The sequence below is a fragment of the Citrobacter sp. MGH105 genome (assembly GCF_001037485.2).
GTDB lineage: Bacteria > Pseudomonadota > Gammaproteobacteria > Enterobacterales > Enterobacteriaceae > Citrobacter > Citrobacter portucalensis.
On the sequence record NZ_CP073048.1, the window covers coordinates 2,674,164 to 2,690,499 of the forward strand.

Sequence of the window (16,336 nt, forward strand, 5' to 3'; positions counted from 1 at the left end):
CTCACGCATTGTTAATAGTCACCATAGCGGATTATCTATCCGGCGGTGTCTGGTGACCATCTGCTGGTGGTCTTATCACTCACGCTCGTTTAAATAAAAATAAATTTGTACTTTTATTATTGAGCGATTTATGGTTTTAATATGAATCTGTACTACCTTCATGGAATATAGGTAAAAGCATATTGTTTTCTCGATCAAAATAATACAGGTTTGATTATGCAAATTTCACCTCCGGTACGCCCAGAACAAAGCATACAACGCTTAATGCAAGCACTTGAACCGATTGCAGAAAAGATGAAGGTTGTGCCGCGGCGTCGTATCATGTGGAAATACAAGAATAAGCCTCAACTCTACCTTTTTTTGCAAGGGGAGCTGTCCATTTTACGTTCTTCTGATGGTCTGTTAATCGTGACCGTCTATGAACCCCATCTGTTCGGTATTGCCGAAATGATCCAACCGGTACACGGCCATTTATTGCGCGCTGAAGCTGAATCAACCTTATTACGCGTTGATGCCGATAAAGCACGAGAACTCTTTCATCAACAAGGCTTGTGGGAAGATGCGGCGGCAGTGCTTTCATATCATACGGGTTATCTCTTTTATCGTGATGATTTAGTCGTACAGCAGCGTACTTATTCAGTGATACGTAACCACCTCGAAGAGATGATTTTGTTGCCGGAAGAGACGCGCAAGCGAGTTTCTATTTTGGATTATATTCAGGATCGGACCCACTTATCGCGCAGCAGTGTTTTAAATGTTGTATCTGCGTTAAAGAAAGGAGGGTATATTGATTTTGAACGCGGAGGGTATCTTACTTCCATCAATAAATTACCTGAGCGCTTTTAAATAAACCCACAAACAAGTTACAAATCGATTTTCTAAATTTAATATTCTATTGTAGTGGCATGCTATATATCAATCGCAAAAAATCCTCCTCATCATTCTCTGAGGAGGATTTCTTGTTATTCAATAAGAGAGTTCACGGACTGATTAATGCTTAACAGTCCTGTTTGATTATGCTCCTTATAATAAAAATTGTTCATTTGCTGCATTTGTTCGAGCTTGGTTAAAGAAGCATAAACCTGGTATGCCTGGCTATGAACGTCAAACATCTCTCTTGGCTTAACCTCATGAAGATATTCATTTTTTAACGAACTCACGACGTTTTCAATTTGCTGTTTATTATCCTGGTATAAGGACAGGGATGCCGAGTCACTACTTGATTTTGACTCGGGTTGTGCCTGAACAACAGGGATCACCATTTTATTGATTTTAACAACTTTCTCTGGGGGAGAAGTATTACAGCCAGAAAGTATCCCAGTGATGAGAAGTAGATAGAGAGTGCGCATATATAGTGTTCTAAAGACAATGGATGCCAGCCATTATCTTTTTATACAGTCAGGTGTCTACAGCTATTTTGTTTAAATAAAAACAAAATGAAATTTAAAATTAAATGTCATTGCATTATATTGTTTCATAAGATCATGTTAGCCTACGAGCATTAGATCATAGAAACCTGATAAACACAGTATTACGGAAGCTTCTCAACAATCAGAGCAGCAGGGTTTCTAATATATTATTAGTGAGGATTTATGAAACTTAATAAACTAGTGAGTTATCTGGCATTAGCTGGCGTGTGTTCAACATCATTAATATCACTACCTGTATTGGCACAGGAAGGGGCAAAAGATGCGACTGCTCAGACCAAAAGTGCGAATGACGCCTTATATGGTCAATTGCCATTCACTGATAAAACCGATTTTATGAACGCTCATAAAGGTTTTATTGCTCCGCTTCCCAGTGAATTGATTAAAGGTAAGCAGGGAAATGTTGTTTGGGACCCTCAGCAATATGCCTTTATCAAAGAGGGCGAAAAAGCCCCCGACACGGTTAATCCAAGCCTGTGGCGTCAGTCGCAGTTGATCAATATTGGCGGCTTGTTCCAGGTCACTGATGGCGTGTATCAAATCCGTAATCTTGATCTCTCGAATATGACAATTATGGAAGGGAAAGCGGGCATTACGGTCATTGATCCGCTTGTCTCGGCAGAAACCGCGAAAGTAGGAATGGACCTTTATTATAAGAATCGCGGTAAAAGACCCGTTGTTGCCGTCATTTATACACACAGCCATGTTGATCACTACGGTGGCGTCCGCGGCGTGATTAATGACGCTGATGTGAAATCCGGGAAAGTGAAGGTATATGCACCGGCTGGTTTTATGAAGGAAGCTGTATCTGAAAATATTATGGCAGGTAACGCCATGAGTCGCCGAGCCAGTTACATGTACGGCAATCTGCTGAAACCGGATGCAAAAGGTCAGGTCGGTGCGGGTCTGGGGACGACAACCTCCGCCGGTACGGTGACGCTGATTGAACCCACTAACTATATTACCCACACCGGGCAGAAAGAAGTTATCGACGGTCTAACCTATGACTTCATGATGGCACCGGGATCGGAAGCACCTTCTGAAATGCTGTGGTATGTAGAAGAGAAGGGAATGATCGAAGCTGCAGAGGATGTCACCCATACGCTACATAACACTTATTCATTACGTGGCGCGAAGATCCGCGATCCGCTGGCATGGTCAAAATATATCAATGACGTTATTGGCCGCTGGGGTGGAAAGGCAAACATTATTATTGCTCAGCATCACTGGCCGACCTGGGGTAATGAAAATGTGGTGAAGTTAATGAAAAGTCAGCGTGATATGTACCGTTACATCAACGATCAGACGCTGCGTATGGCTAACCAGGGGCTGACCCGTGACGAAATCGCCGCTAACTTCAAACTGCCGTCTGGTCTGGAAAAATCATGGGCCAGCCGTGGATACTATGGTTCTGTCAGCCATGATGTGAAAGCAACGTATGTCTTTTACCTCGGCTGGTTCAACGGTAATCCGGCAACACTGAATGAATTACCGCCCGTTGATGCCGCGAAGAAATATGTCGATTATATGGGCGGCGCTGATGCAATCATGCAAAAAGCGAAAACGGATTACGCCCAGGGCAATTACCGTTGGGTGGCGCAAGTCACTAACAATATCGTCTTTGCTGATCCGAGCAATAAAGAAGCCCGTAATCTGGAAGCCGATGCCCTTGAACAAATGGGTTACCAGGCTGAGTCCGGTCCATGGCGTAATTTTTATCTGACAGGTGCACAAGAATTACGCAACGGTGTGGTAAAAGGCGCGACGCCAAATACCGCCAGCCCGGATACCGTTAAGGCCATGTCGCCGGAGATGTTCTTTGATTATCTCGCGGTACATATTAACGGAGAAAAAGCGGCAAATGCGCAGGCAGTCTTCAACGTCGATTTAGGTGCTGACGGCGGTAAATACAAACTGGAACTGGAAAACGGTGTTCTTAACCATAGCGCTGATGCACAGGCCAGCAACGCTGATGCCTCCATTACACTTAACCGTGCAACGTTGAACAAAATCATTCTCAAGGAAGAATCGCTGAAACAGGCAGAAGAGAAGGGTGATGTACAAATTTCCGGCAATCATGCCAAGCTTGATGAGTTCCTCGGGTATTTAGATAGCTTTGATTTCTGGTTTAACATGGTAACGCCTTAACTTTAGAGCCAAACCATGCCATAACCCGCCAGCACTGGCGGGTTTTTTATTGTTGCTTATCAGAGTATTGAGTTGTACGAGACTGTATAGCAGTTGCTATACATAAGCCTTATGGTATGCTTGTAAAGCAATTGCTATACAAGAGGCTTAATAATGAAATCAGATGTCCAGCTCAACCTTAGAGCTAAAGAATCCCAACGCGCGCTTATTGATGCGGCCGCAGAGATTCTACATAAATCGCGTACAGACTTTATTCTGGAAATGGCCTGCCAGGCGGCAGAGAACGTTATTCTCGATCGCCGAGTGTTTAATTTTAATGATGAACAATACGCTGAGTTTATCGAGATGCTTGATGCTCCGGTTGCCGAAGATCCCGCTATCAGGAAGCTACTGGCAAGGAAACCACAGTGGGATTTGTAACCGCACCAGAGCCGCTAACTCACATTCATCAATTGGCGGAATTTGTCAGCGGAGAAATTGTTCTCGATGATTGGTTAAAGCAAAAAGGGTTGAAAAATCAGGCTCTCGGTGCAACCAGGACGTTTGTTGTCTGCAAAACAGACACGCGACAAGTCGCTGGCTTTTATTCACTGGCCACTGGTAGCGTCAACCACACAGAAGCAACAGGCAATCTTCGGCGTAACATGCCAGATCCAATCCCCGTAATTATCCTTGCCAGATTGGCCGTAGATCTTTCTGTTCGTGGAAAAGGGTTAGGGGCCGATCTGCTTCACGATGCGGTACTGCGGTGTTACAAAGTGGCAGAAAATATTGGCGTGCGTGCCGTTATGGTGCATGTGCTCACAGACGAAGCTAAACGTTTTTATCTTCACCACGGATTCAAAGCATCTCAACTGCAGGAGCGAACTCTGTTCCTTGGGCTTTCATGATTGTAATGAGCAGAGGAGGTCAATGGCCAAACGTGGGCCACATTGGGATTCAACTGAGTACGTATCAAATTGCATTTAACATAATATACATTATGCGCACTAAAGTAGATAAAGGCTGAATCTGATGTTTTATGGTCATCCTTGTGCTGCTCAATAATGACGCCTCAAAACCCTTTCAAGCGCAGTTACCTCAACAGCGCTAACAGTTCTGGATGATGGCTCTCGACTGCAACTGGTTATGCAAATAGCTGTTTTATGTCTTCTACAATTCCACCGCGACTCTCACTTCACTGAACATTAGAACTGATAACTGTAGTTCACACTGGCAAACCACAGATACGGATTATCGTAACTCCCCTGAAGCGAGAAGCAGAAAAAGCCAACGCATTATTTCCCGCCTTCTGGCGGTGTTGCGGGTGCGGTATACCAATTCTCTTTGGCCACCATCACGCTGTTTTCTGGCTGTAGCACAAAATTCGGAGACATAATCTGCACGTTAAATTCGTTGAAGACGTCCTGAATATTGCTATGCAGTTCATTACGGGCATCTGCCAGTGATACATCCGGCAGCAGGCGCACCTGCAATTCATAGGAAATATACCAGTCCATCAGACTCAGCTGACGCACCAACGGCGGCTGTGAAAGATCGATTCCTTTGGCCCGCTTGGCCGCCAACTCCAGCATTGCGTGGACCTGGCGCCAGGGCGTGTCGTAGCCAATGGTAACGCCGACCGTCAGGTTGACGCCGCCGTTGGTGCTTTGCGCGCTAAGGTTAGTAATTTTTCCACTAACCACTACCGCATTTGGCACTGTGACCACGTAATTTTCACGAGTGATAATTTTGGTCGCGAGCATACCAATTTCGCTTACCAATCCCTCGTTGTCCGCTACCCGAATCATGTCGCCTTTGCGCAGCGCGCGCGAATAGATCAAAACCAGTCCGCTCATTGCGTGGTTCATCACCCCGGCCGACCCCAGCGTGAGCATCAGGCCAAAGAAAACGCTGATACCTTTAAACGCCAGTGAATTGGCACCGGGCAAAAAGGGATAGGCTGCAGATAGCGCAAAGAGCCACACCACCACAGAGATTAACTTACGGGTTGCGCCCACGGTTTCTGGATGAATTCCAGGCAACTGCAAACGCCCTGCCTCCACCTGGTTGAGAACCACCTTAAGCAACTTCAGGATGAACGCCGTGATGAGAAAAATGATCAGGACGATCATCAAGCCAGGTAACGCTGAGACAATCGACAATGCAATATCACGCACTACGCGTACAGACCAGTCACCAAGGGACTCTCCCCAGACGCGCGTCCAGGGAAACAGGCTAAAGACCCAACTCAGCCAAACGTAAAGTGCAACGATACCCAGCAGGATCATCAACAGTGCGTACAGGCGTGTCTCGATAGCGCCGATAAAACGCCGCCAACTCTGGGGGATCCAGCTTTTGTTCTCAAAAATGCGACGACGATAAACACGTCTGACCCAACGCCAGGAACGGTATGCACCGAACCAAAACAGCACCAGTCCCACCAGACCAGCCACCGTTTTCACCGCCGACAGCGCCAGCCAGCCGCTGTTATACTGATCGTTCAATGCAGACCGCTGCGCCTCCATGCGCGCCAGTACGCGCTGCGCCGCCTGGTCGAGCGTAAGATCGTCTCCTTCGTCGAGATCGCCTTGTGTCAGCAACATCACCGGTTTACCGTTCATCACGATAAGCCTTCCCGGCTGGTTATAACGCGTGACCGACACAACCTGTAACGGTTCGCGAACATCGGCTTCAGTGAAATTTCGTAGCGTATTGCGGATGCGCAGCACCCGCTCTTCTGGCGTGGTAAGGCCGAATTTCGCCTGGAGCATGACAATCGGTTGATGAAAAATATAAACCGTTCGCGCGCGTTCCTTTTCGGTGGGTTCCTGACGAGGTTCCGCCGCATATGTGTTAACAACCAAAGAGGAAAGAAAGCACATTAAAAAAGCGATCACAATCCTGTTCATATTCGCCACCGAAAACGCGAGAATTATCGTTATTATTCAAAAAGCCAACGCAAATTTGATTGCTTTTTTTAGCATAGACCAGCCTTTCACTTACGCAATGTTAGTGAGAATGAGATCTTCATTTGATGTGAAAGATGACATCTCTGGGAAGGCTCTTATCTTCATCGTCGCTAATTTGAAACGCATACCTCTGACCAAAAGTACATAGTCTCAATTATTACGTCATGAGATTTTGGCTTTGGAAGCTTTCATTTAAAAATATAAAGCCGCACATCTGTGATTTTTTAGCAATGGTATGTAATCGTTCGTTATATACTGAACCCGGTGACTTCACTTACTTTCAGAAATACGATAATAAAATTGAGTACATATCGGACAATGCGAAACAAAAAAAGCAAAACCATCCTACGCTTCATGCTCTTGCTACTATTTACCTCTACGCTGACGAGCTGCACATTAACCCGTGTTTCCGACAGCACACATGCCAAAGAGGTCGATGAGCTGAATGTTATTGGTCTGAGCCTGGAGGCAGCAAGGCAAAGAGCAACTGAAAAAGGTTTTGTGTGCAGCGAATACGGAAACGTGAACACGGTTGTAACCGAACAGGGTGAGCATCGATGGCTACAAACTGAATGCAGCAAGAAAAGTGCAGAGCTGTTCTGCCCACAAATGCGTTTTGTCGTTCTTAATGTCGATCCCAACACGAATAGAGTCGTTGATGTTGGCAATTATGTTAATCAACACACCTGTTTTTAAAGACAACACCTGCATCTTTTACTAATTATCGTATCGACTAAAGGACGTTATCTTGCTCATCAGAATCATCATCGCAATGGTCGCATTTGCCGGCAACTCCGTACTTTGCCGACTCGCGTTGAAGGGGATGCATGCTGATGCTATTTCATTCAGCAGCCTCCGGTTGATAAGTGGCGCAATTGCCCTTTTTTTATTTATTGCGATAACATCTGACAGCAGAAAATTTGAATTCAAGTGGTTAAATGCCCTGCTACTTTGCATCTATGTTTTTTCATTCTCCATTGCCTATGTTTCTCTCAGCACCGGCGCTGGTGCCCTGCTGCTCTTTGGTACCGTTCAGCTCGTCATGACAGTATGGGGGATAGCTCAGGGAGAAAAGCTCGTAATTTTAAAAATAACAGGAATACTCGGAGCATTGGCTGGAATAGCCATATTGCTGCTTCCTGGTGCAGAACGCCCTTCCTTGTATGCTGCAATAATGATGGTTATTGCTGGGTTAGCCTGGGCGTTCTACAGTATCACAGGGAAAAAAATCACGGATGCTGCTGCTTCTACCGGGGGGAATTTCATCCTGTCAATCCCGGTCGCATTGATTATTCCTCTGTTCTTCCGCTCTCATCTTCATATTGATATATATGGATTAGTTCTGGGCGTGCTTTCTGGTGCAATTACATCGGGAGGTGCATATCTGCTCTGGTATTCATTGCTCCCCTTACTCAGGTCCACAACGGCCAGTACTATTCAACTCAGCGTACCTTGTCTGGCCACTCTCGGTGGGATCATATTTTTGGGCGAAACGCTCACCGTCAGAATCCTTCTCGCAAGCATCATTATTTTGGCTGGAATTGGCTTAGTTATTTTCTCTGATATGAGAAAAGGAGCAAAATAGACTGATTAATTATCGGCAAAGACGATACAGAACATGTTGTGCCAATCGATGATCTGGCGGCAACGCGGGATGCGTAAACTCTTCTGTTTTATTCATACCAAGTCGTATCATCAGATTCTCTGACGGTTTATTCAGCACAGAAGTAAATGAAACGACTTCATTTAGCGCCAGTACGTCAAAAGCAAATGCAAGACTCGCTTGCGCGGCTTCTAACGCCAGCCCCTGGTGCCAGTATGCTTTAGCAAGCCGCCAGCCAATTTCGGTACAGGGTGAAAAATAAAATTTATCAGGTTGTGGATGCAACCCCACACAGCCCACAAACTGGTGTGTTTCTTTTAGCTCTACGGCCCAAAATCCCCAGCCGCGTTCTGCAATACCTTCACTAAATCTATCGGCCAGGTTATCGCTTTCAGCTTTCTGTAGCGGCGCGGGGAAAAAACGCATCACGTCAGAATCGGCATTGAGTGCAGCAAAAGGGGCTCGGTCTTTAGCCTCCCACTGTCGTAATATCACCTTGATGTTTCCAGCATATTCCTGCCCTTATCATTCATTTTCATATAATCTTCTAAAATAAGTGGCTCATCGGCAAGGTCTTATAACGTCCTTTTCCGACTTTTCCTCTCATACTGGAGATTTATACATGGCCGACTGGAACCCTTCGCTTTATCTGCAATATGCAACCGAACGTTCAAGACCCGCAGCAGAATTACTCAGCCGTGTGGCGTTAGAAAATGTCCGCTCAGTTGTTGATCTTGGTTGTGGTCCGGGAAACAGTACGGCATTGCTGCATCAACGCTGGCCCACGGCAAAGACAACTGGCGTCGATTCTTCACCTGCTATGCTGAATGAAGCGCGCAACGCATTACCTGACTGCCATTTTATCGAAGCGGATATTAGCCAGTTTCAGCCCGAGCATCCCGTGGATCTGCTTTATGCAAATGCGTCGTTACAGTGGGTGCCCGATCACTATGAATTATTCCCATATTTGGTCTCACAACTGAGTCACAACGGCGTTCTGGCCGTGCAAATGCCGGATAACTGGCTGGAGCCCACGCATGTACTGATGCGCGAAGTGGCTTATGAACAAGATTACCCCGACCGGGGGCGTGCTCCGCTTCCTGGCGTTCACGCCTACTATGATATTTTGACCGAAGCGGGTTGTGATGTAGATATCTGGCGTACAACGTATTATCACATTATGGATTCGCATCAGGCGATTATCGACTGGGTAAGCTCAACGGGACTACGCCCCTGGTTACAGGATTTGAGCGAAAGCGAGCAGCGTCATTACCTGGCTCGCTACCATGAACTGCTTCAGGATCAATATCCGTTGCAGGAAAACGGCAATATTTTGCTGGCCTTTCCGCGGTTGTTTATTGTTGCCAGACGCAATAGTTAAGCGTTTATCATCAGACAGATCACAGGACAGGGCTACCGAGTATGCGCGCCCTCGCCTTTTTATCATAAGGATCTAGTGGCTATGTCAGGCATCTGCTAGTGTCTTGCCACATGTTACTGACGGGGGTTGTTATGTCTAAAGTCTACATTGGTGGGTGTCTGTGTGGCTCGATCCGCTTCACAGCCAGCAGTCCTAATAATTCCCATACCTGCTCATGCGATATATGCCGGAAACATACGGGTGCCCCGACCGTCGTCTGGATTGAGTTTGATGCAGAAAATGTAGAATGGACAGGAAAAGCCGGAAAACCGACAACCTGGCGCTCATCTGAAACCACCAGTCGGGCTTTTTGCCCTCAGTGCGGTAGTTCCGTGGGCGCCATCGATGACGCTCCGGTCATTGCGCTTTTAGCCGGCGCTTTTGACGATCCTAATGATGAAGATCTGGCGCCGGAGTTTCATTCGTTTTCTGATATGCGGCCAGCATGGTGGGGAAACAGAACGAAACTAAGTTAGTTGGTAATGTTTATCCGGCATATGTTTTGCTGGCACATTGGTTTCATCGTTCATTTGCAGTAAATCGATTTCGATTGCATTGCAAATCGCATCCAGCGGCAGGTCATTGTTCTCAGTACCAAACGGATCTTCAAGCTCTTCCGCAAGCGCATCAAGCGAGATAAAAGTATAGGAAATCAGCACTGAAATAAACGGCGTCATGTAGTGAAGATCCACCACCAACGCGAATGGCAGCATGATACAAAACAGATAAACAGTGCGATGAAGGATCAAAGTATAAGCAAACGGAACGGGTGTATTCGCGATTCGCTCACAACCTGCCAGTACTGCCGACATATCATTTAATCTGTTGTTTAAACTATGAAATAATATATCGGACAGCTGCCCATCACGTCTGCGCACGGCCAACCACTCCCCCATCAGCAACAAAATGCGGTTTGCTGGCGATTGTGCGGCAAATACCGTCTGCAGATCTTTCTCGCTGAGATATTTCGCCAACGGCTCTGCCTGTGGGTTTCGACGTAATGTCATGCGTAAACAGTGGGCAAATGCGATTTGCAGACGAACAAACTGCCCCAGTTCGGCGTCATCCGGTAAGGTGGTTTTCACCTCGCGAAGTAGTGACCGGGAAGCAATCATCAACTGCCCCCACAGGTGTCGGGCTTCGACATAACGTGAATAGCAGGCGTTATTGCGAAAACCTAAAAAGATAGCAATCGCCACGCCCAGAATACTGAACGGTGCCAGGGTAAATTTGATACCCAACATCGTATACCAGGGCAACATGATGATAACGGCGATGGAGAGCAGGAAGTTCAGCAGCAGTCGTGAAAATATTTTAGATAATACGGAACCATGCCAGACGAATATCAGGCGCAGCCAGTGTTGTTGGGGACGAACGATCATGGTTATCTTCGGGAAAATGTGAAATCCGTCACATTAGACGCGATAGCGATCAATGTTGCAAGTTAATCGCAACATTATCCCAACAACTTTGGCCCTGCTTAAAATGAAGCCGCACCTAAGTCACAGACCGGGTTTATGATATAAACCACATAGTATGTTGTAACTAATGTATATCCAGAAAAAACCCGGCCTGAGCCGGGTTATCGGTAGTCGTCTTAGCACAGTGGCTTAACGGCTTCACGCATACCTTTTGCCAGAATGGTATCCAGATCGGCAGAGACCTGTTCCACCAGTCCAGAAACCTGCGTCAGATCTTGTTCCCAGTGTTCTTTGACACCCAGAACAGATTTGACCAACGCTTCGGTACTTATCTGGCGATCGCGATGCTGGGACCACAGCTGTTGAAAACGTTCTATCCAGTGCGCATCATCCTGAACCGGATAAGACTCACCGTTGCGCTCTCCACGATAAAAAGCAATTAACGCGGCAAGTGCAAACGTCAAACGCGCCGGCAGCTTACCGCTGGCCTGTTGCCCTGCCAGCAGTTGCGGCAATATACGGGTGCGGAACTTGGTCATGCCATTCAGGGCAATCGACAGCAGCTGATGTTTTATATACGGGTTGCAGAATCGACCGGTTACCGCGCTGGCGAAAGAAGCTAACTCATCACGTGGTAAATCCAGTACCGGAATGATCTCTTCATAGATCGCTTTCTCCACGAAAGCACAAATCTCAGCGTCATTCATCGCCTCGCCCACGGTGTCCAACCCTGCCTGCCAGGCAACAGGGACCAGCGCGGTGTGAGCACCGTTGAGAATCGCCACTTTGCGCTCTTTGTACGGTTTGATGTCATCCACGATCAGGACATTCAGCGGATACTTATCCAGACGTAGTTCGGCGGCTAATGACTTTGGCCCCTGAATGACAAACAGATAGAAGTGTTCAGCCGTATCCAGGAATGCATCATGATAGCCAAGCTCAGCTTCAAGTTGCGCTACTTCGTCACGCGGATAACCGGTAACAATGCGGTCCACCAGCGTGGAACAAAATGCGTTGGCTTGATCCAACCACTGAATAAATGCTTCCGGTAGCGCCCACTCCTGAGCGTAGCGCAGAACCAGTTCACGCAGTGCATCACCGTTATAATCAATCAGTTCGCAAGGGATGATAATCCAGCCTTTATCCAATGCGCCGTTAAAATAGCTGAAGCGTTCGAACAGCAGACGCGTCAGTTTAGCCGGATAACTAACTGCTGGCGCGTCGTCAAACTTATCGCCCGCGTGGTAACTGATACCTGCTTCCGTGGTGTTAGAGAACACAAAACGCATATCAGGATTATGCGCCAGCTTCAGGAACTCATCGTATTCGCTATAGACGCTGATTTCACGGTTAACTGAACGAATTAGACGGGCATCACTGACGGCCTCGCCCTTCTCATTCAAACCACGAATGATAGTGGTATAGAGGCCATCCTGCGTACTCAGCGATGGCGGGAAGGAACTTTCGATAGGACGAACAATGACCACACCAGCGTTCAGATCGGTATGTTCGTTCAGCAGATCTACCTGCCAGTCTACAAAGGCGCGCAGGAAGTTTCCTTCACCAAACTGAATAATACGTTCAGGATACTGAGCACCGGGGAAATCGCGACGATTTAGTGTTTGCACAATGGGTTCCCTTTATGATTAGTCATACAACCTGATTGAATTGGTCCAATATGTTAGCAAACTTTAATACATTGAAACCCTGTTTTGATCAATCCCCGGCGACAAATTAGAGCGTTTTATAGAAAAGTGTGGTTCCGGTCAGCATACCATCGGGCATTTGGGCATAGTCAGGTATCACCCCTACCTTTTTCCACCCACAATTGTGGTAGAACAACTCCGCACCACTGCCCGTCGCCGTATCAAGCACCAGCAGCGTTTTACCTTGTTGACGCGCGCAACTTTCCAGTTCGTTCATCAATTCACGGGCCAGGCCACCGCGTCGCGCTGAGGGGTGAACCAGCAGTTTGGCGACATCAGCACGATGAGGTTGATTTTCGGGTTGATCGATAATGAGTTGGACGGTACCAACAAGCACCCCCAGCGCATTCTGCGTACCAAGAACGATCCGTTCTCCGCGAGAAACACTTTGCGCGACCTTCATCCAGAAAGGCTCTGATTTTTCGCGATTAAAGGGCAGCATAAAACTGATGGAGGCGCCGTCATTGACGCACTGTTCAAGAACATCGCTGAGCTCGTCGATTCGCGACAGAATCTGTGCCGCGCTCAGCACAAAGCAGGGTTTGCCGGAAGCCATGGTTTCTCCTTAGATTGACCCCTTCATACTGCTTTTAACAATTACACAACACAAGGGGGGATATCATAGGATAATGTTATCTATGGCTTGTTCATTTGGAGCACTAACCAGTGGTAAATAACCGTGACAACGTAACGTTGCTGTTCATCGTTTAGCGCTACACCCTGAGGTATATCATGCCATTTCGCCAGACACCCTCGACAGCACGTCGCCGTAGCATGTTGAGCAATAAATACCGGGTGACCACGCATAGGAGTCTGTTTTCCATCATTGGCGGGAAACGCAGGTGCCAGTCGTTTAGCTATAAAATCCGCAGCATGTTGTTCGATAACTGGCGCCCCTTTATCTAGACAATACTGCCTTTCTTTCTGACCAAGACGAAACCGCGAGCGAAACGTTGATTTCGCCAGCCGGGCAAAAAGAGGATCGAGCGTTTTCATCAGTAAACCGAGCGCCCCAGCTGTTGTGTTAATTGCTCCAGCACGGCGATACCGGCCAGTGAATTTCCCGCCGGATCCAGTTCCGGACTCCAGACAGCAATCGCCATCTCGTGTGGCACGATCGCCACGATGCCGCCACCCACACCTGATTTCGCCGGAAGCCCGACCCGCCAGGCAAATTCCCCTGCGTTCTGATACATGCCGCTGGTCGCCATCAGCGCATTGATCTGCCGGGCCTGCATAGGAGTGACCACAGGCTCAGCAAGATGAAAGGCATGCCCTTGATTTGCCAAAAAGACAAAAGTCCGCGCTAGTTCCACACAGCTCATTTTCAGCGCGCAGTAGTGAAAATAGTTCTGCAAAACGGTGGGCACGTCATGGTGAAAATTGCCGAAGGATTTCATCAACCATGCAATAGCGGCGTTACGCGCCGAGTGCTCAAACTCCGATCGCGCGACCGTCGCATCATAGGCGATATCCGAAACGCCGCTTAATGCCCGCACCACTTCCAGCATCCGTTGACGCGGTGCGCTTAGACGCCCTTGCAGCATATCGCAAACCACCAGCGCCCCGGCATTAATAAAGGGATTGCGAGGGATACCCTGCTCCATTTCCAGCTGCACCAGGGAGTTAAAAGGATGACCGGAAGGATCTTTGCCGACGCGCTGCCAGATCTCCTCTTCCTGATAGTGACGCATCGCCACGACCAGACTGAGCACCTTTGAAATCGACTGAATAGAAAAACGTTCTTGCGCATCTCCCGCCTGATAGTGCTGCCCATCAACGGTACAGATAGCAATACCCAGTTTTGAACCGTCGACGGAGGCTAATGCCGGAATGTAATCAGCGACTTTACCCTGACCAATCAGCGGACGAACCTGCTGCACAATGGTCTCTAAAATTGAATTGTCCATGGCCCTGGCCACAACATGCTCCTTGCTCGCAGGTATGAAAGGCCTGCGAGTATAACAGAGCTGAATACGCAGCGTCAGGCCGGAAGGCGGAATCTGGCCACGGCCTGCAAAAGCTGGTTAGATTCATGGTGAAGCTGTAAGGAAGAATCAGATGCAGCATTCACCAGATCACTGGTTTGTCGGGCTTCGCCGTTCAGGACATGAAGCTGACGGGTTAACTGGTGAATACTGTTCCCCTGATTTAACGTTGCAGTCGAAATATCGTTCAGTAACGCGCCGAGGTTTTCCACCAGTGCGATAACCTGCTGCAAATTCTTATCGAGTCCGTTAACCGCGTGAAAGCCCTCTTCAATGCCCTGTAACGAGTGTTTAATCAGTGTCTGAATGTTTTGCGTAGACTGACCGCTTTTTCGCGCCAGCAGCCCAACTTCTTTCGCAACCACGGCAAACCCGCGCCCTTGCTCCCCGGCATGTGCTGCCTCAATTGCGGCGTTGAGAGCCAGGATATTTGTCTGAAATGCAATGTTGTCGATAAGCGTTGTAATCCCTCGCATTTCAGACGAGCGAGTCACAATCGCCTGCATTGACGCATTTACCGTCGCCATCATTCGGTCTCCACCTGCCGCAATATCACGCGCCTGCACTGCGCGTTGATTCGCCAGTTCAGCAAAGCCACTGTTATCCTCAACATGCGTTTCCAGAACCGAAATATGCGATGTCACAGTGCTCAACTCTTCACTTTGTTTTGCCGACTGCTGGTATAGCTGTTTATTGTTCTGCGCAAGTTCGTTGATATTTCCTACCATTGCGGTGGTGGCATCATTCACCTGCCGCACCAGCGCACAGAGCCCCTGCTGCATTGCAGCAATACGCGAACTTAATTGCGTCACTTCCCGATTAAACTGACTCACCTGCGGGGCTGGCCGAGAAAGATCCCCCGCCGCTAAAATATCGATATGATCGATCAGCCGTCGCAGCGGCATAATCACCCAACGGAACATACTACGCCAGACCAGAAAGGCGATAACCACCAGCACCAGAGGAATAAACAAAAATAGATTCTGTAAACGCTCAAGACTGGTCAACAGCTGCTGACGCCCAGCTTCCGCATGTCGCCCACTGTCCTGCTGAAAGCGCGCGTAATTAGCGTTAAAGTCTGTCTGAAAGGCCTGCACGGGTACGGCAAAAAACGCATCAATGGAACCTGACTGCATCAGCCCATCCGCCTGCTCCTGAATACCGCTATAAAAACGCTGATAGCTCTCAGTTAGTTCCTGATCCGACTGCGGCTTCATATCCCGCCAGGCATCCCATGCACTTTTTGACTGCGCCAGCGCCCGATACGCCTCTTCCATTAACGGACGCCAACTCCCGTCCGAACCGGTGGCGGCATCCTGCATAAAATAAATTCCCGCACGGTTAAGTAAATCGCTGGCAGATAATAACGCCACCCGCGCTTCATCGACCTTTGCCTGCTGCAAAAGCGCGAGTTGATTACGCCCTTCATTATGCTGTGCGTCGCTGACTGAGGCCGAGAGCATCAAGGAGGACACGACCTGCAAAACAGAGAACAGCGCAATAATGCAAAAAATGCCGGTTAACAGACCGAACTGACGGGGTATTAGACGATGGAAAATTTGCGTTATGTTCATATTACTCTTCTGTATCAAAGCGCTAGCCGCGAGTGTACGGAGAGTAAATGACAGAAAAATTGCAGAAATAAGACAGGTGCCCCCAGCGGAGGCACCCA

The 16,336-nt window shown here is 48.0% G+C and carries 16 protein-coding genes and 1 pseudogene; 8 read left to right on the forward strand and 9 right to left on the reverse strand.

Features of this window, described 5'->3' with window-relative positions:
• The first annotated feature begins 216 nt into the window (after positions 1-216).
• Entirely contained in the window at positions 217-846 is a 630-nt protein-coding gene (locus SK35_RS12750) for a winged helix-turn-helix transcriptional regulator (protein WP_008784772.1), read from the forward strand.
• A 116-nt stretch (positions 847-962) separates the two neighbouring features.
• Here SK35_RS12750 and SK35_RS12755 read toward each other — a convergent pair whose 3' ends face one another.
• Complete coding sequence (locus SK35_RS12755; RefSeq protein WP_008784771.1) at positions 963-1,349, reverse strand: hypothetical protein; 387 nt, start codon at positions 1,347-1,349, stop codon at positions 963-965.
• Between the two features lie 243 nt (positions 1,350-1,592).
• On the opposite strand from SK35_RS12755, the gene SK35_RS12760 reads away from it, so the two are divergent.
• The 3 genes from SK35_RS12760 to SK35_RS12770 all read left to right on the forward strand — a co-directional run bounded on the left by SK35_RS12760 (position 1,593) and on the right by SK35_RS12770 (position 4,465).
• Positions 1,593-3,575, forward strand: coding sequence for an alkyl/aryl-sulfatase (locus tag SK35_RS12760; protein ID WP_048214200.1), 1,983 nt, complete (start codon positions 1,593-1,595; stop codon positions 3,573-3,575).
• A gap of 153 nt (positions 3,576-3,728) precedes the next feature.
• Positions 3,729-3,995, forward strand: a complete 267-nt coding sequence (locus tag SK35_RS12765; RefSeq protein WP_008784769.1) for a type II toxin-antitoxin system TacA family antitoxin — start codon at positions 3,729-3,731, stop codon at positions 3,993-3,995.
• Entirely contained in the window at positions 3,983-4,465 is a 483-nt protein-coding gene (locus tag SK35_RS12770) for a GNAT family N-acetyltransferase (RefSeq protein WP_048214201.1), read from the forward strand. The genes SK35_RS12765 and SK35_RS12770 overlap by 13 nt, the downstream gene beginning before the upstream one ends.
• A gap of 387 nt (positions 4,466-4,852) precedes the next feature.
• On the opposite strand, the gene SK35_RS12775 is transcribed toward SK35_RS12770, so the two are convergent.
• Positions 4,853-6,466 carry a mechanosensitive ion channel family protein gene (locus SK35_RS12775; RefSeq protein WP_048214202.1) on the reverse strand — a complete coding sequence of 538 codons (1,614 nt, stop codon included), beginning with the start codon at positions 6,464-6,466 and terminating at the stop codon, positions 4,853-4,855.
• Positions 6,467-6,844: 378 nt separating this feature from the next.
• On the opposite strand from SK35_RS12775, the gene SK35_RS12780 reads away from it, so the two are divergent.
• Both SK35_RS12780 and SK35_RS12785 read left to right on the forward strand, forming a co-directional pair.
• Positions 6,845-7,222: a hypothetical protein gene (locus SK35_RS12780; RefSeq protein WP_020996403.1), complete on the forward strand. Its 378-nt coding sequence runs from the start codon at positions 6,845-6,847 to the stop codon at positions 7,220-7,222.
• 52 nt (positions 7,223-7,274) lie between these two features.
• A complete protein-coding gene (locus tag SK35_RS12785) occupies positions 7,275-8,111 on the forward strand; it encodes a DMT family transporter (protein WP_082193783.1) in 837 nt (278 codons plus the stop codon).
• Between the two features lie 9 nt (positions 8,112-8,120).
• Here the strand turns inward: SK35_RS12785 and SK35_RS12790 are convergent.
• Positions 8,121-8,641, reverse strand: a pseudogene (locus SK35_RS12790) (GNAT family N-acetyltransferase).
• A 110-nt stretch (positions 8,642-8,751) separates the two neighbouring features.
• Here SK35_RS12790 and tam point away from each other — a divergent pair.
• Entirely contained in the window at positions 8,752-9,510 is a 759-nt protein-coding gene (tam, locus tag SK35_RS12795) for a trans-aconitate 2-methyltransferase (RefSeq protein WP_048214203.1), read from the forward strand.
• 131 nt (positions 9,511-9,641) lie between these two features.
• Positions 9,642-10,025, forward strand: coding sequence for a GFA family protein (locus SK35_RS12800; protein WP_048216316.1), 384 nt, complete (start codon positions 9,642-9,644; stop codon positions 10,023-10,025).
• Here the strand turns inward: SK35_RS12800 and SK35_RS12805 are convergent.
• The 6 genes from SK35_RS12805 to SK35_RS12830 all read right to left on the reverse strand — a co-directional run bounded on the left by SK35_RS12805 (position 10,017) and on the right by SK35_RS12830 (position 16,238).
• Positions 10,017-10,931, reverse strand: a complete 915-nt coding sequence (locus SK35_RS12805) for a bestrophin family protein (protein ID WP_032943428.1) — start codon at positions 10,929-10,931, stop codon at positions 10,017-10,019. The two genes, SK35_RS12800 and SK35_RS12805, sit on opposite strands and share 9 nt — an antisense overlap.
• 215 nt (positions 10,932-11,146) lie before the next feature.
• Positions 11,147-12,598 carry a tagaturonate reductase gene (locus tag SK35_RS12810; RefSeq protein ID WP_032943427.1) on the reverse strand — a complete coding sequence of 484 codons (1,452 nt, stop codon included), beginning with the start codon at positions 12,596-12,598 and terminating at the stop codon, positions 11,147-11,149.
• Positions 12,599-12,704: 106 nt separating this feature from the next.
• Positions 12,705-13,232, reverse strand: a complete 528-nt coding sequence (locus SK35_RS12815) for a GNAT family N-acetyltransferase (RefSeq protein ID WP_032943426.1) — start codon at positions 13,230-13,232, stop codon at positions 12,705-12,707.
• Positions 13,233-13,312: 80 nt separating this feature from the next.
• Positions 13,313-13,672 carry a DUF4186 domain-containing protein gene (locus SK35_RS12820; protein ID WP_008784753.1) on the reverse strand — a complete coding sequence of 120 codons (360 nt, stop codon included), beginning with the start codon at positions 13,670-13,672 and terminating at the stop codon, positions 13,313-13,315.
• On the reverse strand, positions 13,672-14,598 hold the full coding sequence (gene glsB, locus SK35_RS12825) for a glutaminase B (protein WP_003832944.1): 927 nt from the start codon (positions 14,596-14,598) through the stop codon (positions 13,672-13,674). Before glsB ends, SK35_RS12820 begins: the two co-directional genes overlap by 1 nt.
• Before the next feature lie 62 nt (positions 14,599-14,660).
• A complete protein-coding gene (locus SK35_RS12830) occupies positions 14,661-16,238 on the reverse strand; it encodes a methyl-accepting chemotaxis protein (protein ID WP_048214204.1) in 1,578 nt (525 codons plus the stop codon).
• Positions 16,239-16,336: the final 98 nt, after the last annotated feature.